The following is a 22,244-nucleotide window of genomic DNA, read 5'->3' on the forward strand; positions in this document are numbered from 1 at the left end:
TCAGGGTAACGGTCGATTATCGCATGCCCGGCGCCCGGCCGCGAAAACTGCCTCATCGGACCGGGGCCAGAACGGCCGAAGCCCCGCCGGGGCGGGGCTTCGGGGGCCGCGCCGGCGCCGCCGAAGCGGCCCCGGCAGGAGCCTTACTGGCCGGCCTTCACCGCCACGAAGGCGCTGTTGCCGTTGGCCGTGCGGACAAGCAGCATCACCACGTCGTCCTTCTTGAAGCTGGACAACGCCCGGTTCAGTGCATCCACGCTGCCGACCGCAGTGCGGCCGACCTGCAGGATCACCATGCCCGGCGACAGGCCGGCATCGCGTGCCGCCTGGCCCTTGACCCCGGTGATGCGCACGCCTTCATTGCCGTTGAGCCCCAACTGCTTGCGCTGGGCCGCGTTCAGGTCGCTGACGTCCAGCCCCAGCAGGGCGTTGGCACCGGTCTGCGGAGCCGCCTCGCCACCGCCAGCCGACGGCCCGCGGACATTGGCCTGCCCGTCCTCGCTCAGTGCGGTCAGCGTGGCACTAAGCTCATGCGGCTTGCCGTCGCGGTAAACCACCAGGTTCACCTTGCTGCCCGGTGCCATCGCACCGATCAGCGGCGGCAGGTCGGACCAGCTGTTGACCGCGCTGCCGTTGACCGAGCGGATGACATCGCCCACCTGCACGCCGGCCTTGGCGGCCGCACTGCCGGCCACGATCTGGTTGACCAGCGCGCCGCGGCTGTCGGGCAGGCCCAGTCCCTGCGCCTTCAACGAATCGATCGGTTCGACCACCGCGCCGAGCTGGCCGCGGGTGACCTTGCCGCTCTTCTTGATCTGCTCGACCGCGCTCATCGCCAGGTCGATCGGGATCGCGAAGCTGATGCCCATGTAGCCACCGGAGGCCGAGAAGATCTGCGAGTTGATGCCGACCACTTCGCCGCGGGTGTTCAGCAGCGGCCCACCGGAATTGCCCTGGTTGATCGCCACGTCGGTCTGGATGAATGGCACGTAGCGCTGGTCCGGCCCCCCCGTACTGCGACCGACGGCGCTGACCACGCCGGCGGTAACGGAATGGTCGAGGCCGAACGGCGAGCCGATCGCGACAACCCATTGGCCCGGCTTCAGGGTGTTGGAATCGCCCACGCGCACGGTGGGCAGGTTCTTGCCATCGATCTTGAGCAGGGCCACGTCGTACTGCTGGTCGCTGCCCACCACCTTGGCACTGAACTCGCGGCTGTCGCCCAGCTTGACCTTCACCTCGCTGGCGTCGGCCACCACGTGGTAGTTGGTCAGTACGTAGCCATCGGGCGAGATGATGAAGCCCGATCCCATGCCACGCCCCTTGATGCTGGGACCGCCATCCTGCCCACCCGGCCCCTGCCCTGGCATCGGGAAGTCAGGGCCGAAGAAGCGGCGGAAGAACTCCGGCATGTCATCGTCGCCCATCGGGCCGCGCGAGGCCTGGCGGTTGTTGCGGACGATGGTGGTGTCGACGTTGACCACGCCCGGGCCGACCTGTTCGACCAGGTTGGTGAAGTCGGGCAAGCCACTGACCAGCGGTTGTGCAGGCGCCCGCGGCGCCGCGGCCGGCGCAGGCTGGGCCGGGGCGGCAGGCGCCGGCGCCTGCGCGCAGGCCACCAAGGGAAGGGTCAGGGCCAGCAGGCCAATGGCCTGCGTGCGAAGTCGGGGAGTCATCGGACGGCAACCTCCGGGTCGGATGGAAAGAGGAATACGGGCCCCGCCGACGGCGGGGCGTGAAGGCGCCCGGCTCAGTCGCGCGGGCGCGGCGGCACCGGCAGGTCGTCCTGCAGGCGCGGCTCGAACGGGTAGAACGCGGCACCGCCGGCGCGGGCCGGGAAACTGGCATTGAGCGCACCACCCGCGGTCGGCGCCAGGCTGGAGCGCGGCCACGGCCGGGCCTGCAGCCCGCCGACCTCACCGAATGGCAGGTTGTGGTTGGCGTTGGCCGGTACGGTCGGAGCCAGCGGTGCCTGCAGGGCGGCGATGGCGCGCTGCGGAGCGTCATCGCGCTGGGCGGCACGCGCGGCCTGCTGGCTGCGGGTTGCACTGGCGCGGCGGGCGTCCTGGCGACGGCTGGTGGCAGCCATCGCCACAGCCGGCGCCGCCGCCACGGCCATCGCGGCGGTATCCACCGATGCTTCGGTCACCGGGGCCGGCGCGGTTGGCGCCGGCGGCAGTTCCGCCTGGCTGGCGATCACCTGCGGCGTCAGCGGTTCACCCGGCGTGGCCTCCTTCAGTTTCTCGCCGCCGATGAACAGCGCGACGGCGGCCACCGACGCGGCCAGGGCGGCGCCGCCGCCCCAGGCCCGCCAGCCACTGCGACGTACCTGGCGACGCGGCTCGGCCTGTGGCGCCGGCTCGGCCGCGATGGCGGCAGCCACGGCGGCACTGAACCCGGCAGGAGCCAGTGCCGACGCCTGCCCGCGCATCACGTCGCCCAGCAGCTGCCAGCGCTCCTGGCAACCGGCCAGCTCGGGGTCGTGCTCCATCCGGCGCAGCAGGAAACGCGCTTCATCGGCGCCCAGCTCGCCGTCGACCAGCGCCGACAGCTGCTGGCGATGGCGTTCGTCCAGGCGTTGCCCGGCGGGAGACTGGTGGTTATGCGGTTCGTTGTTCGGAATGCGGGTCATATACGGCTCTTCTCGCGGGTGGCACTGCCGATGTCCAGCAGCGGCCGGAGTTCGGTGTCGATCGCCTCGCGCGCCCGGAAGATCCGTGAACGCACGGTGCCGATCGGGCACCCCATCTTCTGCGCGATTTCCTCGTAGCTCAGGCCTTCCACCTCGCGCAGGGTGATCGCCGACCGGAGTTCTTCCGGCAGCGCGTTGACGGCCTTCATCACCGTCTGTTCCAGTTCCTGGCGCATCAACTCGCGCTCGGGCGTATCGGTGTCGCGCAGGCGTGTGCCGCTGTCGAACTGCTCGGCGTCGCCGATGTCGATGTCATCGGTCGGCGGGCGGCGATTGTGCGAAGCCAGGTGGTTTTTGGCGGTGTTCACGGCGATCCGATGCAACCAGGTTGAGAACTGGGCGTCGCCGCGGAAGCTTCCAATCGCGCGATATGCACGGATGAAAGTGTCCTGGGCCACGTCCTGACATTCACTCCAGTCGGCGATGTAGCGGCCGACCAGGGCCACGACCCGATGCTGGTACTTGCGCACCAGGACATCGAAGGCGGCACTCTCGCCGTGCTGCACGCGCCGGACCAGTTCCAGATCCAGCTCCTGAGGTGTATCAACATCGGCCATGAGGGGCCGCACTCCTGTCAGCCCAACCGACGTCGGGCAATGAGACTGCCAATCCCGGGAAAAGTTCAGTCGCCGATCACCTGGCGCCGCACCAGCTTTTAACCACCGTTCCGTTAACGTTCCGGTCCAAGGCCTGCGATCCGGGGCGCCACACCCCTGCTATTGGGATTTGACGCGGGGGAAACAACCTCTGGATCATAGCCCCCTTCTCCATACACAACCGGATGGAACGTCCATGCTCTCAAGCTTCGATGGTCTCCGCTTCAGCCACTGGCACCCCGAGATCCGCGACGATGGCGTGGTGGTCCTCTCTCTGGATCGTCAGGACAGCAGTGTCAACGCAATGTCGCAGGACGTGCTGCTGGAGCTGGGCGACCTGCTGGAGCGCATCGCCATGGACCCACCGAAGGGCGTGGTGATCCAGTCCCTCAAGAAGGCAGGCTTCATCGCCGGTGCCGACCTGAATGAGTTCCAGGAGTTCGATCGCCGCGGCACCGTCAACGACGCCATCCGCCGCGGCCAGTCGACCTACCAGAAGCTGGCAGAACTGCCCTGCCCGACCGTGGCCGCCATCCATGGCCATTGCCTGGGCGGCGGTACCGAGCTGGCCCTGGCCTGCCGTTATCGCGTTGCATCCAATGACAGTTCCACCCGCATCGGCCTGCCGGAAACCCAGCTGGGCATCTTCCCGGGCTGGGGTGGCAGCGCGCGCCTGCCGCAGCTGGTCGGCGCACCGGCGGCGATGGACATGATGCTGACCGGACGCACGCTGTCGGCCTCGGCCGCACGCGGCATCGGGCTGGTCGACAAGGTGGTGGCACCGGCCGTCGTGCTCGATACCGCCGTGGCGCTGGCACTGTCCGGCACCACCCGCCCGTTCAAGCAGCGTGCGCTGGCCTGGGCGACCAATACCTGGCCGGCACGCCAGCTGCTGGCCCCGCAGATGGTCAAGCAGGTCGCACGCAAGGCGAAGAAGGACCAGTACCCGGCGCCGTATGCGTTGATCAGCACCTGGCAGCGCAGCGGCGGCAAGCCGGTGCAGGCACGCCTGGATGCCGAACGACGCGCCGTAGTGAAGCTGGCCAGCACGCCGACCGCGCGCAACCTGATCCGCATCTTCTTCCTCACCGAACGCCTGAAGGGCCTGGGCGGTGGCGATTCCGGCATCCGCCACGTGCACGTGGTCGGTGCTGGCGTGATGGGCGGTGACATTGCTGCGTGGGCCGCCTACAAGGGTTTTGAAGTGACCCTGCAGGACCGCGAGCAGCGCTTCATCGACCCGGCCATGGAGCGTGCGCAGGCACTGTTCGCCAAGAAGGTGCGTGACGAGAGCAAGCGCCCGGCCGTCGCCGCTCGCCTGCGTGCGGACCTGGAAGGCAATGGCGTGGCGCAGGCCGATCTGGTCATTGAAGCGATCATCGAGAACCCGGAAGCCAAGCGTGCGCTGTACCAGACGCTGGAGCCGAAGATGAAGCTCGACGCGTTGCTGACCACCAACACCTCGTCGATTCCGCTGGTGGAGCTGCGCGATCACATCCAGCGCCCGGCGCAGTTCGCCGGCCTGCATTACTTCAACCCGGTGGCCCAGATGCCGTTGGTGGAGATCATCCATCACGACGGCATGGCGGCCGAAACCGAGCGTCGCCTGGCAGCCTTCTGCAAGGCGCTGGGCAAGTTCCCGGTGCCGGTGGCCGGCACGCCCGGTTTCCTGGTCAACCGCGTGCTGTTCCCGTACATGCTGGAAGCGGCCACCGCATACGCTGAAGGCATTCCGGGCCCGGTGATCGACAAGGCGGCGGTGAAGTTCGGCATGCCGATGGGCCCGATCGAACTGATCGACACCGTAGGCCTGGACGTGGCCGCTGGCGTGGGCAAGGAACTGGCCCCGTTCCTGGGCCTGCAGATTCCGGCGGCGCTGCAGACGGTGGAACCGGACAAGCGCGGCAAGAAGGATGGCCAGGGCATCTACACCTGGGAGAACGGCCGGGCCAAGAAGCCGGACGTGGCGCGCGACTATCAGGCGCCTGCCGATCTGGAAGATCGCCTGATCCTGCCGTTGTTGAACGAAGCGGTGGCGTGCCTGCACGAAGGCGTGGTGGCCGACGCGGACCTGCTGGACGCGGGCGTGATCTTCGGTACCGGTTTCGCACCGTTCCGCGGCGGTCCGATCCAGCACATCCGTGCGGTGGGTGCCGATGCCATCGTGGAGCGCCTGAAGGCGCTGCAGCAGCGTCACGGTGATCGCTTCGCACCGCGCCCGGGCTGGGACAACCCGGTACTGCGCGAACCGGTGGTTTGATCAGCCGGGCCTGCGGCCCGGCACCCGCTGGATCAAAAGCCAAAACCAGAGCCAGAGCCGGAGCAACAGCCGGCTCTGGCTTTTCTGTTTGTTGGCGGGGCGGTGTGGGTGGGCAGGACACGCCGCAAGTACGTCCCTGTAGGCTCGATGGCGCCATCCATGGCGCCAACGGTCCTGCCCACCCACACCGCCCCACCCCTGACAGTTTTCCGGTGACGGTAGGCAAATCGCGATTTCCTGTAGCTGTCGACCTTGGGCGACACGCTTGGTCCACGCTCTGCGTGGATGCGAGCGAAGCGACCGGCGTTTGATTTTGATTTTGATTTTTTCTTTTCCGTGGCTGGACGCCCACGGAAACTGTCTAAGGCCGTGCGGGGTGGGTTCGCAGGACCGTTGGCGCCATGGATGGCGCCATCGAGCCCCCATGGACGGGTTTACGGCGTGTCCTGCGAACCCACCCCGCACGGCCAAGCGCATGATCTGCTTTATGCGTTCAGCCACGAGGGGCTGCGCCGTTGGCTGGAACAACCTGTTACCCGGACGGGGAATGTCACCGCCACCACCGCATGCGATGCTGACCGCCTTGATCCCTGCCAGCGAGAACGCCCGCATGACCACCATCATCGCCCCGCGCGTACACGACATCGGCGGCCTGGAAGTGCGCCGCGCCGTGCCCACCCTGCAGGCCCGCAGCATCGGTTCGTTCGTGTTCGTCGACCAGATGGGCCCGGCACTCATGCACCCCGGTACCGCCATCGACGTGCGCCCGCACCCGCATATCGGCCTGGCCACCGTCACCTACCTCTGGTCCGGTGCCATCGGCCACCGCGATACGCTGGGCTCGGACCAGGTGATCCGTCCCGGTGACGTCAACTGGATGACCGCCGGCCGCGGCATCGCCCATTCCGAGCGCACGCCGCAACCGGACCGCGACCATGACAACCCGATCCACGGCATGCAGACCTGGGTTGCGTTGCCGAAGTCGCATGAGGAAATCGAACCGGCCTTCTACCACCATGCCGCCGCCACCCTGCCCGAGCAGCGCCGCAACGGCGCCTGGCTGCGCGTCATTGCCGGACGCGCCTATGGCGAGGAGTCGCCGGTCAAGGTGTTCGCCGACACGCTCAACGTGGCGATCGACCTGGACCCGGATGCAGAGATCGACATCGATGATGGCCACCGCGAACGTGCGCTGTACATCCTCGAAGGCCAAGCGCAGCTGGATGGTGTGGACATTCCCGCCCAGCACCTGGTGCTTCCCGAAGCCGGTGCGCGCGGCCGCCTGCGCGCGAAGACGCCGGTGAAGGCGATGCTGTTCGGCGGCGAACCGCTGGATGGCCCGCGCCATCTGTGGTGGAACTTCGTTTCCAGTTCCAAGGAACGTATCGAGCAGGCCAAGCACGACTGGGAAGCCGGACGTTTCGGCACCATTCCCGGCGACGACAAGGAATTCATTCCCCTGCCCCAGTACTGAGCATCGCGTGTTGCACACATCCGAAGGTGTATCCCTGCACCCGGCGTTGACGCTACAGTCACCCGCTGATCACTGAAATGTGACATAAATCACACTTTAGACCGTCAAAGGAGTGCAACACATGAGCATGGGTAAACGCTTGTCCGCCGAGTTCCTCGGTACGTTCTGGCTGGTTCTGGGTGGCTGTGGCAGTGCGGTGCTGGCCGCCAAGTTCGGTGGCGACGGCAATCCGCTGGGTATCGGTTTCCTCGGCGTGGCCCTGGCCTTCGGCCTGACCGTGGTGACCGGCGCCTACGCGTTCGGCCATATCTCCGGTGCGCACTTCAATCCAGCGGTCAGCGTGGGCCTGTGGGCCGGTGGCCGCTTCCCGACCCGGGATCTGGTGCCCTACATCATCGCCCAGGTGGCCGGCGGCCTGCTGGCCGGCTTCATCCTGCTGCAGATCGCCTCCGGTGCCAGCGGCTTCGCCATTGATGGCAGCCAAGCCGGCGCGTTCGCCAGCAACGGCTATGGTGCGCTGTCGCCCGGCGGCTACAGCGTGGCGGCCGCATTCCTGTGCGAAGTGGTGCTCACGGCCGTGTTCCTGATCGTGATCATGGGCGCGACCCATGGCAAGGCGCCGGCGGGCTTCGCGCCGCTGGCCATCGGCCTGGCCCTGACCCTGATCCACCTGATCAGCATTCCGGTGACCAATACGTCGGTGAACCCGGCCCGCTCCACGGCGGTGGCCTTCTTCGCCGGCAGTGGCGCAACCGGCCAGCTGTGGCTGTTCTGGGTCGCCCCGCTGCTGGGCGGTGCGATCGGCGGCATCATCTACAAGTGGATCGGCAACGACCGCTGAGCCATGACCGTGCCATTGCGGCCGACCCTCGGCCGCAATGGTTACGGATGTAACCGCGATTTGTGCGATCGCTCACGTTCCGTTAAGGTCTGGTCATCCGCCCGTGCTTGCGCCGGGCAGGACGGCATCCGGGGATGGGATGCCTCGACCGCCGGTGTCACCGGCGGTGCCAACGACACGCCACCTTGGGGGATGCATGAAGTTCGCGCCTGTTGTTCTGTCGAGCCTGTTGTTCGTTGCGGCGTCTGCCTGCGCGCAGGCCCCGGTCGACTGTCCTTCGTTGCCCGCCAGCAGCGGCCTGCAATGGCAGCAGCAGGCACAGTCCGGCTTCCTGGTCTGCCGCGCGGCCACCAGTGACGGGCGCGAAGTACTGAGCCTGATGCTCAGCCAGCGCGATCCGGGCATTCCGCTGACCCGCTCACTGCGCCAGGAAAAAGGCAGCTTTGCCGGTGAATCGATGTACTGGTACCAGCCGGACCTGGGCGGCCAGCAACCGCCGGGCTATGCCGAGCGCCGCATCAGCGTGGTCAAGCTGGACAAGGGCCGCTACGCGCAGATCGCGCTGTATCCCGACAGCGCCCAGGAACTGGGCACGCTGCAGCAGCTTGCGCAGGGCATGAACCTGACGCCCTCTGCCGTGGCCGACGGCCGCTGAGGCGCTGCGGGGATGACTGCCTTGCAGCATTCCCGCACTTCCACCCGATCCATCGGTAGCGCCGGGCCATGCCCGGCGGCTTTCGGCCGTGCCGGCTCTTCTGGACATCCGCCGGGCATGGCCCGGCGCTACCAATGTGCTGTGGGCATGGCCCGGCGCCACCAATGTGCTGTGGGCATGGCCCGCAGCGCGACCTCAGAACCTGCCTTCCTGGAAATCGACGAAGGCCTGCATCAGCTCTTCGCGGGTGTTCATCACGAACGGGCCATGCCGCATCACCGGCTCGCGCAGCGGACGACCCGCCACCAGGATCAACCGCGCACCGTCGCTGCCTGCCGACAGATGCAGCTGCTCGCCGCCGCCCAGCACCGCCAGTTCCTGCCGCGCCACGTCGCGCGCCGCATCCTGCTCGCCCACCGTCAGCCCGCCTTCGAACACGTAGACGAACGCGTTGTGGCCTTCGGGCAGGGAGTAGGTCCAGGCACGATCGGCCTCCAATGCAATGTCCAGGTACAGCGGATCGGTCGCCGGCTGCGCGATCGGCCCCGCCGTGCCCTCGACCGTGCCGGCGATCACCTTGACCTGCACGCCTTCGGCCGGCTGCACCATCGGGATCTTATCGGGAGCGAATTCCTGGTACTTCGGCGCGGTCATCTTGTCGCGCGCAGGCAGGTTCACCCACAGCTGGAAGCCGCGCATCTGCCCGCTTTCCTGCTCGGGCATCTCCGAATGCACCAGGCCACGGCCGGCCGTCATCCACTGCACGCTGCCCGGGGTCAGCAGGCCTTCGTTGCCGTGATTGTCGCGATGACGCATGCGGCCATCGAGCATGTAGGTGACGGTCTCGAAACCACGATGGGGATGCTCGGGGAAACCGGCGATATAGTCCTCGGCGCGATCGGTACCGAATTCGTCGAGCAGCAGGAACGGATCGAGGTCGGGCAGCGAGGGGCCGCCGATGACCCGGGTCAGGCGAACACCGGCACCGTCGGAGGTGGGCATGCCACGGATGGTGCGCAGGACGCGGACCGGCTCGGGAAGGCTCATGGTGACTCCTGTTGGATGGATGCCGGTAAAAATGGACGCTGCAGCGCGCAACGCCAATGGATGCCGTCGCAACCGATTGTTCCATCCCTGGTGTTCGCCGCACGTCATGTCCGCACGCCGGCACCGCCTGCGTTGTCGGCTGCGAGGGAACATCGCCACCTGCCACACCCATGTACGACCAAAGTACTACCGCACAATGGTCCCGTGCACATTGACCCTGCCAGGGGCACGCGGGACTCTTTGCCTGTCTTTCCGGGAGAGAGCACCTCATGAAAGGTTTTTCCAAAATAGGCTGGGCGGCCCTCGCCCTGCTCGGCGCGTTCTGCCTGGGCACGGTAGCGCTGCGGCGCGGTGAGCACATCAATGCGTTGTGGATCGTGGTCGCGGCGGTATCGCTGTACCTGGTTGCCTACCGCTTCTACAGCCTGTTCATCGCCGACAAGGTGATGCAGCTCGATCCGACCCGGGCCACCCCGGCGGTGATCAACAACGATGGCCTGGACTACGTACCGACCAACAAGCACGTGCTGTTCGGCCACCACTTCGCCGCCATTGCCGGTGCCGGCCCGCTGGTCGGCCCGGTGCTGGCCGCGCAGATGGGCTACCTGCCCGGCCTGCTGTGGCTTGTGGTCGGCGTGGTGCTGGCCGGTGCGGTGCAGGACTTCATGGTCCTGTTCCTCTCCAGCCGCCGCAACGGCCGCTCACTGGGTGACCTGGTGCGCGAGGAGATGGGCCAGGTGCCCGGCACCATCGCGTTGTTCGGTGCCTTCCTGATCATGATCATCATCCTGGCCGTGCTGGCGATGGTGGTGGTCAAGGCACTGGCGGAAAGCCCGTGGGGCATGTTCACGGTGATCGCGACGATGCCCATCGCGATCCTGATGGGCGTCTACATGCGCTACATCCGGCCGGGCAAGATCGGTGAGATCTCGGTGGTGGGCCTGGTGCTGCTGCTCGCCGCGATCTGGTTCGGTGGCAAGGTGGCGGCAGACCCAACCTGGGGCCCGGCCTTTACCTTCACCGGTACCCAGATCACCTGGATGCTGATCGGCTACGGTTTCGTCGCCTCGGTGCTGCCGGTCTGGCTGCTGCTGGCACCGCGCGACTACCTGTCGACCTTCCTGAAGATCGGCACGATCATCGCGCTGGCCATCGGCATCCTGGTGGTGATGCCGGAACTGAAGATGCCGGCGCTGACCCAGTTCGCGGCCAGCGGCGACGGCCCGGTGTGGAAGGGCGGCATGTTCCCGTTCCTGTTCATCACCATCGCCTGCGGTGCGGTGTCGGGTTTCCATGCACTGATCTCCTCGGGCACTACGCCCAAGCTGCTGGCCAATGAAGCGCACATGCGCTACATCGGCTACGGTGGCATGCTGATGGAATCGTTCGTGGCCGTGATGGCGCTGGTGGCGGCCTCGATCATCGATCCGGGCATCTACTTCGCGATGAACAGCCCGGCGGCGGTGATCGGTGCCGATGCCGCCTCGGCCGCGCACTACATCACCAACACCTGGGGCTTCACCATCACCCCCGAACAGCTGACCGCCACGGCGGCAGCGATCGGTGAACCGACCATCCTGCATCGTGCCGGTGGTGCCCCCACCCTGGCGGTGGGCATCGCGCAGATCCTGCATGAGGCGATCCCCAGCAGCAGCGACGCGATGATGGCGTTCTGGTACCACTTCGCCATCCTGTTCGAAGCACTGTTCATCCTCACCGCGGTGGATGCGGGCACACGTGCCGGTCGTTTCATGCTGCAGGACCTGCTCGGCAATTTCGTGCCGGCGCTGAAGAAGACCGAGTCGTGGACTGCCAACATCATCGGCACTGCCGGCTGCGTGGCGCTGTGGGGCTACCTGCTGTACACCGGCGTGGTCGATCCGTTCGGCGGCATCCAGACGTTGTGGCCGTTGTTCGGCATCTCCAACCAGATGCTGGCAGGCATTGCGCTGATGCTGGGCACGGTGGTGCTGTTCAAGATGAAGCGTGACCGCTACGCGTGGGTCACCGCGGTGCCGGCGGTGTGGCTGCTGATCTGCACCACCTACGCCGGTTTCATCAAGATCTTCGACAGCAATCCGGCGCAGGGCTTCCTGGCACAGGCACACAAGTTCCAGGATGCGTTGGCCAGCGGCACGATCACCGCACCGGCCAAGTCGGTCGCGCAGATGCAGCAGATCGTGGTCAATGCCTACGTCAACACCGGCCTGACCGCGCTGTTCCTGCTGGTGGTGGCGTCGGTGCTGGTGTATTCGATCAAGACGATCGTGGCGGCGCGCCGCAATCCGCAGCGCAGCGACCGCGAGACCCCGTACGTGGCGCTGAAGCCGCATGAAATGGTGGACCTGTAATGAGTACACAACTGGTTCCGGTGGGGCAGTACCAGGCGCATCGCCGGATCTGGCGACGCCTGGTGCAGACGGCGCGGCTGTGCTGCGGCATTCCCGACTACGACAACTATGTGCGGCATGTGCGGGAGAAGCATCCGGACCGCGAGCCGATGGACTACAAGACGTTCTTCCGCGAGCGGCAGGAAGCGCGGTATGGCGGGCGCAACGGTGGTCGCTGCTGTTGAGGTTCCCGGTGGGTGCCGGGCGTGCAGCCCGGCGCCCGCAGAGGCAACGGCAACGGCAACGACAACATCAACTGCAACTGCAACTGCAACTGCAACTGCCGGAGCGTCGGCTCTGGGGTTCTGTGGGTTTGGCGGGGCGGTGTCGGAGTGCGGGGACGCCGCAAGTACGTCCCTGTAGGCTTGGCAGCCGCATCCATGCGGCTGACACCCCGCACTCCGACACCGCCCCACCTTTGACGGATTTCCGGTGACGGTGCGGAAACATCAGGGGTCGGATCCGTTTTCCTTTGGAAAACGGATCCGACCCCTTTTTTGTTCATGGATGCCGATGGAATTGATCCGGGCATGGCAGTTGCGGGCCCCGCCCGGCGGGACTATTCCGTGAGGGTGATCGGGGTCAGGGTGACCTTGGCGTTGTTGGCCGCTCCCATCCGGTCCTGGTAGGCCTGGCCGCGCTGCAACAGGTAGTAGCTGTCGATATAGTCGATGTCATTGGCAAACCACGACGTGGGCATGGCCTTGAGGATCGCGCCTGCGATGTCGGCGATGACGGCATACTCAGGTGCGAAGGCGCCCAGCGCGGCTTTGACGCCGTTGCTCAGCGCCACCAGCAGTTCCTGATAGTTGGTATCGCCGTCATCTTCGAACAGCTGCACGTTGGCAGCGTTGAAGCGATAGTTGCCCCAGATGATCAGCGGTTGCTGCGGGGTGTAGTCGGTACCGTCGTAGTCCAGGTACGGCATGTCGACGGTGACCATCTCCGGTGCGGTGGCGCCCACCTGCAGACCGGAAACAACAGCGAACACCTCGGCTGCCCCCAGCGCCCAGGGCTCCTGGTCGTCCGCCAGGCGGATGCGGTCCAGGCGGGTGATATCCAGCGACGCCTGCGTGCCGTCAGCCGACAGCTGGATGCGTTCGGGCGATTGCAGGCCGCGGGCCTTCAGCCCCGCATTGACCAGGGCCATGCCCTCCTGCACGGCACGCCGCGTGTCGACGTCGACGATCAGCACCGGAAAGTCCGGGGCCCGTTTCGCATCCAGTACATGCGCGCGGCCCTGCGCGTCGTAGGCGGTGATCGTGGTCCAGTCGCGATCATTGCCACGCGGCAGACTGGCCACCCACAGCGGATGCGCATTGATGGCCGCCAGCGAGTGACCCTCGGGCACGTACGCACGCAGCTGCAGCAGCCCCTGCCCCTGTGCCGGGAGCCCCTTGCGCTGGCGCAGCTGGCGATCGCCAGCAGCCAGCGATGCACTGGCCAGCGTCTGCGCCTGCGGATCGAAACGGCCCATCAACGATTGCACCGGCACCCCCTGCTCCGGCGCCGCATGCAGCGAGCTGCGCACTGCATCGGCGAACCCTGGCTGGGCGATCAGTGCCGCCACCTCGCGCGCACCGGCATCGGTCAGCACCTGCACATCGGCGCCGCCGGCCCTCACCGGCCCCTGCGCGAAGGCCCCCGTGCTGGCCAGCAACAGCACCAGTGCGGAAACCCGGAACCTCCATTGCTTCATCATCGACGGCCCCATCGAACGTCGCCGGCAACGCCGGCAGGAGCTTCCCACGCTACGACGCACGCGCCATACGTTCCGGTATGTGCCGCACAGTTCCGGCAGTGTCCGGCGAAAAGCAGCCGAGCGTGGGCTCGGCGCTGCCCGTTCCTGATTTCCGTCGCTGGCCGCGAGAGGGCTCAGCCGTTGGCCATCCACTTCAGGATCAGCCCGGTCACATACGCCAGGCCGGTACCGGTGGCATAACCGACCGTACCGAGCAGCACGCCCACCGGCGCCAGCGTCGGATGGAATGCTGCCGCCACCACCGGTGCCGAGGCGGCGGCGCCGATGTTGCCCTGCGAACCGATCGCGAAGAAGAACAGCGGCGCACGCACCAGCTTGGCCACGATCCACAGCACAAGCACGTGGGTGGCCATCCAGATGGCCCCCAGCAGGAACAGCCACGGACGATCCAGCAGCGACAACAGGTTCATCTGCATGCCGATGCAGGCGATCAGGAAGTACAGGAACACAGTGCCCAGGCGCGAGGCGCCTGCCGCTTCCAGCCGGCGTGCACGGGTGAAGCTGAGCGTCAGGCCCATCGCGGTGGACAGCAGGATCACCCATACAAATTGGCTGTCGAGGCTGAACTGGCTGGCCCAGCTGACATTGGCCTTGAACCAGCCCGACAGCGGTGCGGCGATGGCATGGGCCAGGCCGACGCCGCCCAGTGCCACGCCGACGATCACCATCAGATCGGTCATGCTGGGGATGCGCGCGTTCTGTGCCTCGTAGGCGCTGATGCGCGCCTTCATCTCATCGATGGCGCGGGTGTCGGCACCGTTGCGTGCATCGATCTGCTGGGCGCGGTTGGCCATGAACAACAGGATCGCCATCCACAGGCTGGCGCAGGCCACGTCGACCACCGCGAACTGGCCGAAGGTGGTGGCATCGGTGCCGAACACTTCGCGCATGGCGACCATGTTGGCGCCACCGCCGATCCAGCTGCCGGCCAACGCGGCCATCCCGGCCCAGGTGTCGCCAGCCACGGTTTCCGGATGGATCAGCTTCATCACCTGGAAGGAGACGATGGCGCCGAGCATGATGCCGGCGGTGCCGGCGCAGAACACCAGCAGCAGCTTCGGCCCCAGCTTGGCGATGCCCTTCAGGTCGATCGACAGGGTCAGCAGGACCAGCGCCGCCGGCAACAGCACATCGCGGGCGACCGGGTTGTACAGCGAGGTGTTGTGGCCATCGATGACACCGGCGGTGTTGTAGATGGCGGGGATGAAATAGCACAGCAGCAGTGCAGGCACCCAGGCGAAGATCTTCTTCAGCAGGGGCGTCGGGCCACTGGCGGCCCAGAAGATCAGGGCAAGGGTGGCGGCGATCAGACCAAGGCCAACGATGTCGTTGCTGATCAGGGCAGTAGCGGGTTCGGTCGGCATGGGATCCTCTGTCGATCGAAAGAGCGGAAAAGAAAAGCGCCGCATAAGCGGCGCGGGTCGAAATTAACATAGTCTTCACGCAGGGTCATGCTGCGCTGCTTGCGGCAGCGCGTGGGCCTGCCGAGAATCGCTGCATTCCCTACTGGAGCCTGCCCCATGCAACTCGGCGCTTTTTCCGTCAGCCTGGCGGTGAAGGACCTGGCCACCTCACGTGCGTTCTACGAAGCGCTGGGGTTCTCGGTGACCGGTGGTGATGCGGCGCAGAACTGGCTGGTACTGCGCAACAATGGCATCGTGGTCGGCCTGTTCCAGGGCATGTTCGAGGGCAACCTGCTCACCTTCAATCCCGGCTGGGACCAGCACAAGCAGGAACTGGGGTCCTTCCAGGACGTGCGTGAGGTACAGGCCGAGCTGGACGCCAAGGGCATCGCGCTCACAGCGCGTGCCGATCCCGATGGCGAAGGTCCGGCCTATCTGCAGCTGACCGATCCCGATGGCAACGTGATCCTGATCGACCAGCACGTGGCGCGGCCAACGGGGCGGTGACGCGGCCAGCGTGCCAACCAGGGGTGGCACCTACCGGAACGCACGCGGCCATTGCCTGGCAGGCGTCGACCTTGGTCGAGGGACAGGTCAGCCTGGCCGCGATGTACCAAAGTCGAGCGAGGCCAGGGTCCCGCGCGGCTGGCAGGGCTGCAGCTGCAGGGTCCAGCCCAGGTGCTCGCACAGCCGCGCAATCAGCTCCAGGCCGATGCCGCCGCGGTCGCCGCGCCCACCGCGGGCCATCCGCGCGTGGATCGCTGCGATCTCCTCCGGGCTCATGCCATGGCCGGGATCCTGCAGGGTCAACACCGCTGCCGAGGTCAGGCGCAGCTCGATATGACCGCGGCCGCTGTTCTCGATGGCATTGCGCAGCAGGTTGCCGATCGCTGCCTGCACCACCGCCAGCGGCGCGACGATGTCGACCGGCGCGGCCTGGATGCCGATGCTCAGGTCCTTGTCGCCCAGCAGGTGGCGATGGTCGTCGACGATCTCCGGCAGCAGCTGGTCCAGCGCGATGCGCTCGGCACGGGCAGCCAGGCGAGCGGGATCACGCGCCAGCACCAGCAACAGCTCGATCAGCTGCTCAACGCCCTGCGCGGTACGCAGCACGCGCTGCATCTGCTGTCGTGCGCGCTCAGGCAGGCCGGGCTGCTCCAGCGCCAGTTCGGCGGCACCGGTCATCACGGCGATCGGCGTGCGCAGTTCATGGCTTGCGGTACTGATGAACACCCGCTCGCGCTCGACGAACTGCTCGTTGCGATCAAGGTAATCGTTCAGCGCATCGGCGATGGTGTGCAGCTCGGAACTGCCGCGCGGATCGACGTCAATGCGCTGGCCCTGCACGCCGGGCCGCAGTGCACCGATATGCTGGGCCAGCAGGCTCAAGGGGCGCACCATGCGCTCCATGCCGAAGGAGGCCATCAACACGGTGACGAAGATCATGATGATGCCGGCCAGCATCACCCAGCGCGTTGCGAATTGTTCCAGATCGTGGAAATCGGAGATGTCCAGGGCCAGCGCAACCCGTCCCATCGAGCCGGTATCGCGCACCATCACCGCCGTCTCGCGCTCGCCGATCATCACCCCGTCATGCAACCCCGGATGCAGGGTGCGCAGGCTGGCGGGCATGTTGGCTTCATTGAAGCGGAACAGGCTCAGCGTGTCCGAGTCCTGCCAGCGATAGTGCGGCTCGTGCTCGGTGTGCTCGACGATGCTGTCCAGTTCGGAATTGAGCAGCGCGCGCCACGCCGCGTGCTCGGCGTGTTCGTGCACGTAGTTGCCCACACTGAACACCGCCAGCGAAATCAGCGCCAGGTAGCCCAGCAGCCACCACACCACCCGCCGGTACAGCGGCCCGGGCTTACGCGCCATCGTCATCGTTCCGTGCGTCCGCGCCTGCGGTGGACGCCAGCCGGTAGCCCACCCGCGGCAGGGTGTGGATCAGCTTGTCGGCAAAGGGGCCGTCCACGCTGCGGCGCAGTTCGTACACATGCGAGCGCAGCAGGTCGCCGTCCGGTGGCTCGTCACCCCACAGGGCAAATTCCAGCTGCTGCCGGGTGACCGCGCCCGGGCTGGCGCGCATCAGCACTTCCAGCAGCTTGCGGCAGGCCGGGTACAGGTGCAGTACCTGGCCGGCGCGCTGCGCCTCCAGGCTGGCCAGGTCCAGCACCAGGTCGCCCACCTGCAGGCGCTTGCGCGGATTGCGACCCTGCGCGCGCAGCAGCAGCGCCTCCAGGCGCACTTCCAGTTCCGGCAGTGCGAATGGCTTGGTCAGGTAATCATCTGCGCCGGCGCGGAAGCCGGCGATCTTGTCCGGCAGTTCGTCGCGTGCGGTCAGCATGATCACCGGCACTTCCGAGGCGTGCTCGGAGCGCAACCGCCGCAGCACTTCCGGGCCTTCCATGCGCGGCAGCATCCAGTCCAGGATCACCGCGTCATACGGGTGGCTGCCGGCAAGGTGCAGGCCGGTGATGCCATCCGGGGCCACGTCGAGCACATGCCCGCGCGACTCGAAATAGTCGAACAGGTTGGCCACCAACTGGCGGTTGTCCTCGATCACCAACAGGCGCATGCACGAAACATCCACGGAAGTTCATGCCATGGTAGCGCTGCGGATGTCGGAATGCGGTCGCCATGCCGGCCGCTCCGACGGCTTTCCCACGTGCCCCTAATCAGAATGGCCGTTTTGCTCCCGGAGCCTGCCGTGCCCGTTGCCCTGCCCCGCCGTTGGCACCTGCCGCTGCTGTGGTTGTTGATCGTGATGGCGCTGGCGGCCGGGCTTGGCATGCGCCAGCCGCAGCCACCGGACGAACCACGCTTCGTGCTGGCCGCACGTGCCATGGTGGAGAGCGGCGAGTGGCTGCTGCCACACCGGGGCAGCGAGCTGTACGCCGAGAAGCCGCCGGTGTTCATGTGGCTGCAGGCCGCCGCCCACCAGGTGGTCGGCAGCTGGCAGTGGTCGTTCCTGCTGCCGTCGCTGCTGGCCGCGCTGCTCAGCCTGTGGCTGGTGTCCGACCTGGCACGCCGGCTATGGTCGCCACGGCATTCGTTGTACGCGCTTGGCGCACTGTTCTGCACCCTGCAGTTCGGCCTGATGGCCAAGCGCGCGCAGATCGACATGGTGCTGGTGGGCATGACCACGCTGGCCCTGTGGGGCCTGCTGCGCCACCTCTGCGAGCGCCGCAACCTGCCGGCCCTGTGGCTGGCCGGCTTCGCCGCCGGCGTCGGCACGGTGACCAAGGGGGTGGGCTTCCTGCCCTTGCTGATGGTGCTGCCCTGGCTGGGCTGGCGGCTGTACCAGCGCCGTCGCGGCCGGCCGGTGGACGGCCCCCACCCCGCCAGCCTGCTGTGGCTGATTCCGGCCTTCCTGCTGGGCACGGCGGTGTGGCTGGCACCGCTGGGCTGGGCGCTGCTGCATGAACCCAGTGCATCACTGCAGTCGTACGCCCACGAACTGTTGTTCAAGCAGACCGGCACCCGCTATGCCAACGCCTGGCACCATCGCCAGCCGGTCTGGTACTACCTGCAGGTGATCGCCACGCTGTGGCTGCCGGGTGCGCTGCTGCTGCCGCTGATGGTCAAACCGTGGTGGCGCCGGCTGCGTCGCGGCGACCAGCGCCAGTGGCTGCTGCTGGGCTGGGCCGCGCTGGTCCTGCTGTTCTTCACTGCCAGCCCCGGCAAGCGCGAGGTGTACGTGCTGCCGATGCTGCCGGCGATGGCACTGGCGGTGGCGCCGCTGTTGCCCGGCCTGCTGCGTCGCCTGTGCGTGCGCCGCTACCTGTTCGGCTACAGCCTGCTGCTGATGCTGGCCACCGGCGCGCTTGGCGTGATGATGCTGACCGACAGCCTCTGGGCGCAGGCGCAGCTGGCACGGCGGGCGATGCCCGACACCCTGCTGCCCGTGTTCGGCGATGGCCTGCTGACCTTCGCCATCGCCGTAGCGACGCTGGCGGTGTGGCTGCGGATACGACGCGCGGCCACGCTGGTACTGCTCACCCACGGCCTGCTGTGGATGCTGTACGGACTGGTGCTGATACCGGCGCTGGACCCCTACGCCTCGGCGTCGGCGGTGATGCGCCGGGTGGGCACACGGATCGGCCCCGATGCGGAGCTGGCGCTGGTGGCCTGGCGCGAACAGAACCTGCTGCAGGCCGACCGGCCGGTGCGCGAGTTCGGCTTCAAGCGGCCGTGGGCAGAGCAGTGGCACGACGCCGGTCCATGGTTGGCCGAGGCGCCGGACAAGCGCTGGTTGCTGGTGCTGGACAAGGCCATGAGCCCCTGTGTCGATCCGGCCCAGGTCATCGAGATCGGGGTTGCCAATCGCAATCGTTGGCAGTTGCTTCCGGGCACCGCCTGGGATGCGGCCTGCCATGCCGAGCGTGCAGGCGCCAACGACGAAGAAGACTGAACGATGATTCGCGCCGGGCACGGATTAACCCGGCGCAAACGCATGTACGACCCTTCTCCGACATGCCGGTGACGAGCATGGCCGCGGATTCCCGTAACGGCCCCTCCTGCATGCCCGCTCGCCCTCTTGTCCCGGCCCTCGCCTTTGCGCCCTCGCTGCTGGCGTCGCGTTTTGCCGTTACCCATCTTTGGCTGCCTTCTGTCATCGGCATTGCGGTGTTCACCGTGCTGATGGGCCTGGGTGGCGACCAGTGGCTGGCCGACCATCTGTTCCGGCTGGAAGGCGGCCGCTGGGCGCTGCAGGATGCATGGCTGACGCGTTCGGTGGTGCACAAGGCCGGCAAGTGGCTGAGCACCGCTGCAGCACTGGTGGCGATGCTGCTGTGCTTCCACCACTGGCGCCGCGGCCGCGATCGGACGCTGCGCTGGGCGCTGCTGTATGTGGTGGTGGCCGTGGCACTCGGCACCGGGCTGATCTCGCTGCTGAAGTCGCTGGTGCCGATGGACTGCCCGTGGGATCTGCTGCGCTATGGTGGACACGACCCGTTCGTCGGTCTTCTCAGCAGCCGCCCGACCGGCATGGCCGCCCGCGCCTGCTTCCCCGCCGGCCACGCAAGCGCCGGATACGCGTGGATGTGCCTGTACTTCTTCGCGCTGCTGTGGCGCCCCGCCTGGCGTTGGGCCGGACTGTGGATCGGCCTCGGCAGCGGCCTGGTGTTCGGCATCGGCCAGCAGCTGCGCGGCGCCCACTTCCTTTCGCATGACATTGCCACCGCCTTGATCTGTTGGCTGCTGTCGCTGGGCCTGTACCTGATGGTCCGCCGCCAGTTGGATCGCTCGACCCGCCAGGAGGCGGTTGCATGAACGCATCGGTCCAACGCTCCTTCCGTCTACCCACGCTGGCCAGCATCCGCGCATGGCGGCCGCAGCTGTCCACCGAAGCACTGATCGTACTGACCAGCCTGTTCTTCGCTGTGGCCGGCAATGGCCTGTTCTGGCACAGCGCCATGGCCAGCCATCCGGGCAGCCTGCGCTATGCACTCTCGCTGCTGTTGCTGCTGCTGGGTGCGCACGGCGTGCTGCTGGGCATCCTGGTGTGGCGCTGGAATGCCAAGGTGGTGATCAGCGTGCTGCTGCTGGTCACCGCGTTTGCCGCGCACTACATGAGCCGTTACCACATCTATCTGGATGCGGACATGCTGCGCAACGTGCTGGCTACCGACCCCAAGGAAAGCCGCGAACTGATGACGGTGTCGCTGCTGTGGCCGGTCCTGCTGCTGGCTGTGTTGCCGATGGTGGTGCTGTGGCGCGTTGACCTGCGCCGCCGCAGCTGGGGCCGCAGCCTGCTGTGGCGCATCGGCTTCCTGCTGGTCGCTGCGGTCACCGCACTCGGTGGCGCGCTGGTGTCCTTCCAGGATGTGTCGGCGCTGATGCGCAACCAGCGCGAAGTGCGCTACCTGGCCACGCCGGCCAATGTGCTGCTGGGGCTGCCGCGTGCCCTGCGCGGCGACAACCCGGTGCAGCGCGCGCCGAAGCTGCCGATCGGTACCGATGCCAAGGCGACCCCGCGCGCATCGACCAGCAAGCCACGCCTGCTGGTGATCGTGATGGGCGAAACGGTGCGCGCACAGAACTGGGGCCTGAATGGTGGCCGCAATACCACGCCGGAGCTGGCCCAGGCGGCGGTGGTCAATTTCCCGGACATGCACTCCTGCGGTACCAGCACCGAGGTTTCGCTGCCCTGCCTGTTCTCGCCATGGGGACGCCACGAGTACGACGAGAAGAAGATCCGTGCGCACCAGTCGCTGCTGCATGTACTGAACCGCGCGGGCATCGCGCCGCTGTGGCGCGACAACCAGTCCGGCTGCAAGGGCGTATGCGAGGGCCTGGACTTCCAGTCGCTGTCGGACGCGACCACGCCGGGGCTGTGTGCCGATGGCCGTTGCATGGACGAGATCCTGCTGCAGGACCTGGCGACGCAGGTGCGTGCGCGCCCGGGTGATCGGGTGGTGGTGCTGCACCAGCTGGGCAACCATGGCCCGGCCTATTTCGAACGCTACCCGGCCGCCTTCCGCCGCTTCACCCCGACCTGTGACACCCAGGACATCGGTCGCTGCTCGCGCGAAGAGATCACCAACAGTTACGACAACGCCGTGCTGTACACCGATCACTTCCTGAGCAAGACCATCGGCACGCTGCAGGGCCTGCAGGACTACGACACGGCGATGATCTACCTGTCCGACCACGGCGAATCGCTGGGCGAAAAGGGCCTGTACCTGCACGGTGTGCCGTACGCGATCGCACCGGCCGAGCAGACCCGGGTGCCGATGACGATGTGGTTCTCGCCGGGCTTCGCCAGCAGCCGTGGACTGGACCTGCAGTGCGTGCGCAAGCGCTCGGCCAGCTACACCGACCACGACAATCTGTTCCCGTCGGTGCTGGGGCTGATGCAGGTGAAGACCTCGCTGTACGAGCGGGATCGCGACCTGTTCGCCGGCTGCGAGAGTTAGGGATGTTCGGCAGGGCTGCGCCCTGCACCCGCAGAGGCAACGGCCGAAGCAAAAGCAGAAGCGGGTTTCCTGTGGGTAGGCGGGGTGGGTCCGGTGGCGGGGGACGCCGTAAATCCGTCCATGGAGGCTCGGTCGCGCCATCCATGGCGCTCACGCCCCCGCCACCGGACCCACCCCGCCTTCGACAGATTTCCGCTGCTGTTG

General features: G+C 67.0%; 18 protein-coding genes. 10 read left to right on the forward strand and 8 right to left on the reverse strand.

Annotation, left to right across the window (positions count from 1 at the left end):
- Positions 1–143: 143 nt before the first annotated feature.
- From LMF57_RS14745 to rpoE, 3 genes are all read right to left on the reverse strand, one after another.
- A complete protein-coding gene (locus LMF57_RS14745; RefSeq protein ID WP_229290112.1) occupies positions 144–1,676 on the reverse strand; it encodes a DegQ family serine endoprotease in 1,533 nt (510 codons plus the stop codon).
- A 74-nt stretch (positions 1,677–1,750) separates the two neighbouring features.
- Positions 1,751–2,632 (reverse strand): sigma-E factor negative regulatory protein, encoded by an 882-nt coding sequence (locus LMF57_RS14750; RefSeq protein WP_229290113.1) that lies wholly within the window; start codon positions 2,630–2,632, stop codon positions 1,751–1,753.
- Positions 2,629–3,249, reverse strand: coding sequence for an RNA polymerase sigma factor RpoE (gene rpoE / locus LMF57_RS14755; protein ID WP_025877103.1), 621 nt, complete (start codon positions 3,247–3,249; stop codon positions 2,629–2,631). Before rpoE ends, LMF57_RS14750 begins: the two co-directional genes overlap by 4 nt.
- A gap of 235 nt (positions 3,250–3,484) precedes the next feature.
- On the opposite strand from rpoE, the gene LMF57_RS14760 reads away from it, so the two are divergent.
- The 4 genes from LMF57_RS14760 (at position 3,485) to LMF57_RS14775 (ending at position 8,518) form a co-directional block, all read left to right on the forward strand.
- Positions 3,485–5,548: a 3-hydroxyacyl-CoA dehydrogenase NAD-binding domain-containing protein gene (locus LMF57_RS14760; RefSeq protein WP_229290114.1), complete on the forward strand. Its 2,064-nt coding sequence runs from the start codon at positions 3,485–3,487 to the stop codon at positions 5,546–5,548.
- Positions 5,549–6,158: 610 nt separating this feature from the next.
- On the forward strand, positions 6,159–7,022 hold the full coding sequence (locus LMF57_RS14765) for a pirin family protein (RefSeq protein ID WP_229291396.1): 864 nt from the start codon (positions 6,159–6,161) through the stop codon (positions 7,020–7,022).
- A 121-nt stretch (positions 7,023–7,143) separates the two neighbouring features.
- Positions 7,144–7,863, forward strand: coding sequence for an aquaporin Z (aqpZ, locus tag LMF57_RS14770; RefSeq protein ID WP_032951977.1), 720 nt, complete (start codon positions 7,144–7,146; stop codon positions 7,861–7,863).
- 196 nt (positions 7,864–8,059) lie between these two features.
- On the forward strand, positions 8,060–8,518 hold the full coding sequence (locus LMF57_RS14775; protein WP_117311009.1) for a hypothetical protein: 459 nt from the start codon (positions 8,060–8,062) through the stop codon (positions 8,516–8,518).
- 195 nt (positions 8,519–8,713) lie between these two features.
- Here LMF57_RS14775 and LMF57_RS14780 read toward each other — a convergent pair whose 3' ends face one another.
- Positions 8,714–9,565 carry a pirin family protein gene (locus LMF57_RS14780; RefSeq protein WP_117311010.1) on the reverse strand — a complete coding sequence of 284 codons (852 nt, stop codon included), beginning with the start codon at positions 9,563–9,565 and terminating at the stop codon, positions 8,714–8,716.
- 269 nt (positions 9,566–9,834) lie between these two features.
- Between LMF57_RS14780 and LMF57_RS14785 the strand changes: the two genes are divergently transcribed.
- Positions 9,835–11,916, forward strand: coding sequence for a carbon starvation CstA family protein (locus LMF57_RS14785; RefSeq protein WP_025877093.1), 2,082 nt, complete (start codon positions 9,835–9,837; stop codon positions 11,914–11,916).
- Positions 11,916–12,140 carry a CstA-like transporter-associated (seleno)protein gene (locus LMF57_RS14790; protein ID WP_025877091.1) on the forward strand — a complete coding sequence of 75 codons (225 nt, stop codon included), beginning with the start codon at positions 11,916–11,918 and terminating at the stop codon, positions 12,138–12,140. The genes LMF57_RS14785 and LMF57_RS14790 overlap by 1 nt, the downstream gene beginning before the upstream one ends.
- A gap of 374 nt (positions 12,141–12,514) precedes the next feature.
- Here the strand turns inward: LMF57_RS14790 and LMF57_RS14795 are convergent, their stop codons facing one another.
- A complete protein-coding gene (locus LMF57_RS14795) occupies positions 12,515–13,654 on the reverse strand; it encodes a DUF3103 family protein (RefSeq protein WP_165780905.1) in 1,140 nt (379 codons plus the stop codon).
- A 176-nt stretch (positions 13,655–13,830) separates the two neighbouring features.
- Positions 13,831–15,081, reverse strand: coding sequence for a DUF819 family protein (locus tag LMF57_RS14800; protein ID WP_025877087.1), 1,251 nt, complete (start codon positions 15,079–15,081; stop codon positions 13,831–13,833).
- A 156-nt stretch (positions 15,082–15,237) separates the two neighbouring features.
- On the opposite strand from LMF57_RS14800, the gene LMF57_RS14805 reads away from it, so the two are divergent.
- Positions 15,238–15,627, forward strand: coding sequence for a VOC family protein (locus LMF57_RS14805; protein ID WP_208083077.1), 390 nt, complete (start codon positions 15,238–15,240; stop codon positions 15,625–15,627).
- An 87-nt stretch (positions 15,628–15,714) separates the two neighbouring features.
- Here LMF57_RS14805 and LMF57_RS14810 read toward each other — a convergent pair whose 3' ends face one another.
- Both LMF57_RS14810 and LMF57_RS14815 read right to left on the reverse strand, forming a co-directional pair.
- Positions 15,715–16,995 (reverse strand): sensor histidine kinase, encoded by a 1,281-nt coding sequence (locus LMF57_RS14810; protein WP_140225711.1) that lies wholly within the window; start codon positions 16,993–16,995, stop codon positions 15,715–15,717.
- Positions 16,985–17,695 carry a response regulator transcription factor gene (locus LMF57_RS14815; RefSeq protein ID WP_025877081.1) on the reverse strand — a complete coding sequence of 237 codons (711 nt, stop codon included), beginning with the start codon at positions 17,693–17,695 and terminating at the stop codon, positions 16,985–16,987. The genes LMF57_RS14810 and LMF57_RS14815 overlap by 11 nt, the downstream gene beginning before the upstream one ends.
- A gap of 132 nt (positions 17,696–17,827) precedes the next feature.
- On the opposite strand from LMF57_RS14815, the gene LMF57_RS14820 reads away from it, so the two are divergent.
- The 3 genes from LMF57_RS14820 (at position 17,828) to LMF57_RS14830 (ending at position 22,040) form a co-directional block, all read left to right on the forward strand.
- Positions 17,828–19,531 (forward strand): glycosyltransferase family 39 protein, encoded by a 1,704-nt coding sequence (locus LMF57_RS14820; protein WP_229290115.1) that lies wholly within the window; start codon positions 17,828–17,830, stop codon positions 19,529–19,531.
- A gap of 110 nt (positions 19,532–19,641) precedes the next feature.
- Entirely contained in the window at positions 19,642–20,394 is a 753-nt protein-coding gene (locus LMF57_RS14825) for a phosphatase PAP2 family protein (protein ID WP_229290116.1), read from the forward strand.
- Entirely contained in the window at positions 20,391–22,040 is a 1,650-nt protein-coding gene (locus LMF57_RS14830) for a phosphoethanolamine--lipid A transferase (protein WP_229290117.1), read from the forward strand. The genes LMF57_RS14825 and LMF57_RS14830 overlap by 4 nt, the downstream gene beginning before the upstream one ends.
- Positions 22,041–22,244 lie beyond the last annotated feature (204 nt).

The organism is Stenotrophomonas sp. SI-NJAU-1, assembly GCF_020883215.1.
GTDB lineage: Bacteria > Pseudomonadota > Gammaproteobacteria > Xanthomonadales > Xanthomonadaceae > Stenotrophomonas > Stenotrophomonas indicatrix.

Bases quoted from the DNA above. Each gene is read 5' to 3' on its own strand.
- LMF57_RS14780 (WP_117311010.1), bottom strand. From the start codon at position 9,565: ATGAGCCTTCCCGAGCCGGTCCGCGTCCTGCGCACCATCCGTGGCATG.
- aqpZ (WP_032951977.1), top strand. From the start codon at position 7,144: ATGAGCATGGGTAAACGCTTGTCCGCCGAGTTCCTCGGTACGTTCTGG.
- LMF57_RS14800 (WP_025877087.1), bottom strand. From the start codon at position 15,081: ATGCCGACCGAACCCGCTACTGCCCTGATCAGCAACGACATCGTTGGC.
- LMF57_RS14815 (WP_025877081.1), bottom strand. From the start codon at position 17,695: ATGCGCCTGTTGGTGATCGAGGACAACCGCCAGTTGGTGGCCAACCTG.
- LMF57_RS14795 (WP_165780905.1), bottom strand. From the start codon at position 13,654: ATGAAGCAATGGAGGTTCCGGGTTTCCGCACTGGTGCTGTTGCTGGCC.
- LMF57_RS14785 (WP_025877093.1), top strand. From the start codon at position 9,835: ATGAAAGGTTTTTCCAAAATAGGCTGGGCGGCCCTCGCCCTGCTCGGC.
- LMF57_RS14825 (WP_229290116.1), top strand. From the start codon at position 19,642: ATGCCCGCTCGCCCTCTTGTCCCGGCCCTCGCCTTTGCGCCCTCGCTG.
- LMF57_RS14775 (WP_117311009.1), top strand. From the start codon at position 8,060: ATGAAGTTCGCGCCTGTTGTTCTGTCGAGCCTGTTGTTCGTTGCGGCG.
- LMF57_RS14830 (WP_229290117.1), top strand. From the start codon at position 20,391: ATGAACGCATCGGTCCAACGCTCCTTCCGTCTACCCACGCTGGCCAGC.
- LMF57_RS14810 (WP_140225711.1), bottom strand. From the start codon at position 16,995: ATGGCGCGTAAGCCCGGGCCGCTGTACCGGCGGGTGGTGTGGTGGCTG.
- rpoE (WP_025877103.1), bottom strand. From the start codon at position 3,249: ATGGCCGATGTTGATACACCTCAGGAGCTGGATCTGGAACTGGTCCGG.
- LMF57_RS14745 (WP_229290112.1), bottom strand. From the start codon at position 1,676: ATGACTCCCCGACTTCGCACGCAGGCCATTGGCCTGCTGGCCCTGACC.
- LMF57_RS14765 (WP_229291396.1), top strand. From the start codon at position 6,159: ATGACCACCATCATCGCCCCGCGCGTACACGACATCGGCGGCCTGGAA.
- LMF57_RS14750 (WP_229290113.1), bottom strand. From the start codon at position 2,632: ATGACCCGCATTCCGAACAACGAACCGCATAACCACCAGTCTCCCGCC.
- LMF57_RS14805 (WP_208083077.1), top strand. From the start codon at position 15,238: ATGCAACTCGGCGCTTTTTCCGTCAGCCTGGCGGTGAAGGACCTGGCC.
- LMF57_RS14760 (WP_229290114.1), top strand. From the start codon at position 3,485: ATGCTCTCAAGCTTCGATGGTCTCCGCTTCAGCCACTGGCACCCCGAG.
- LMF57_RS14790 (WP_025877091.1), top strand. From the start codon at position 11,916: ATGAGTACACAACTGGTTCCGGTGGGGCAGTACCAGGCGCATCGCCGG.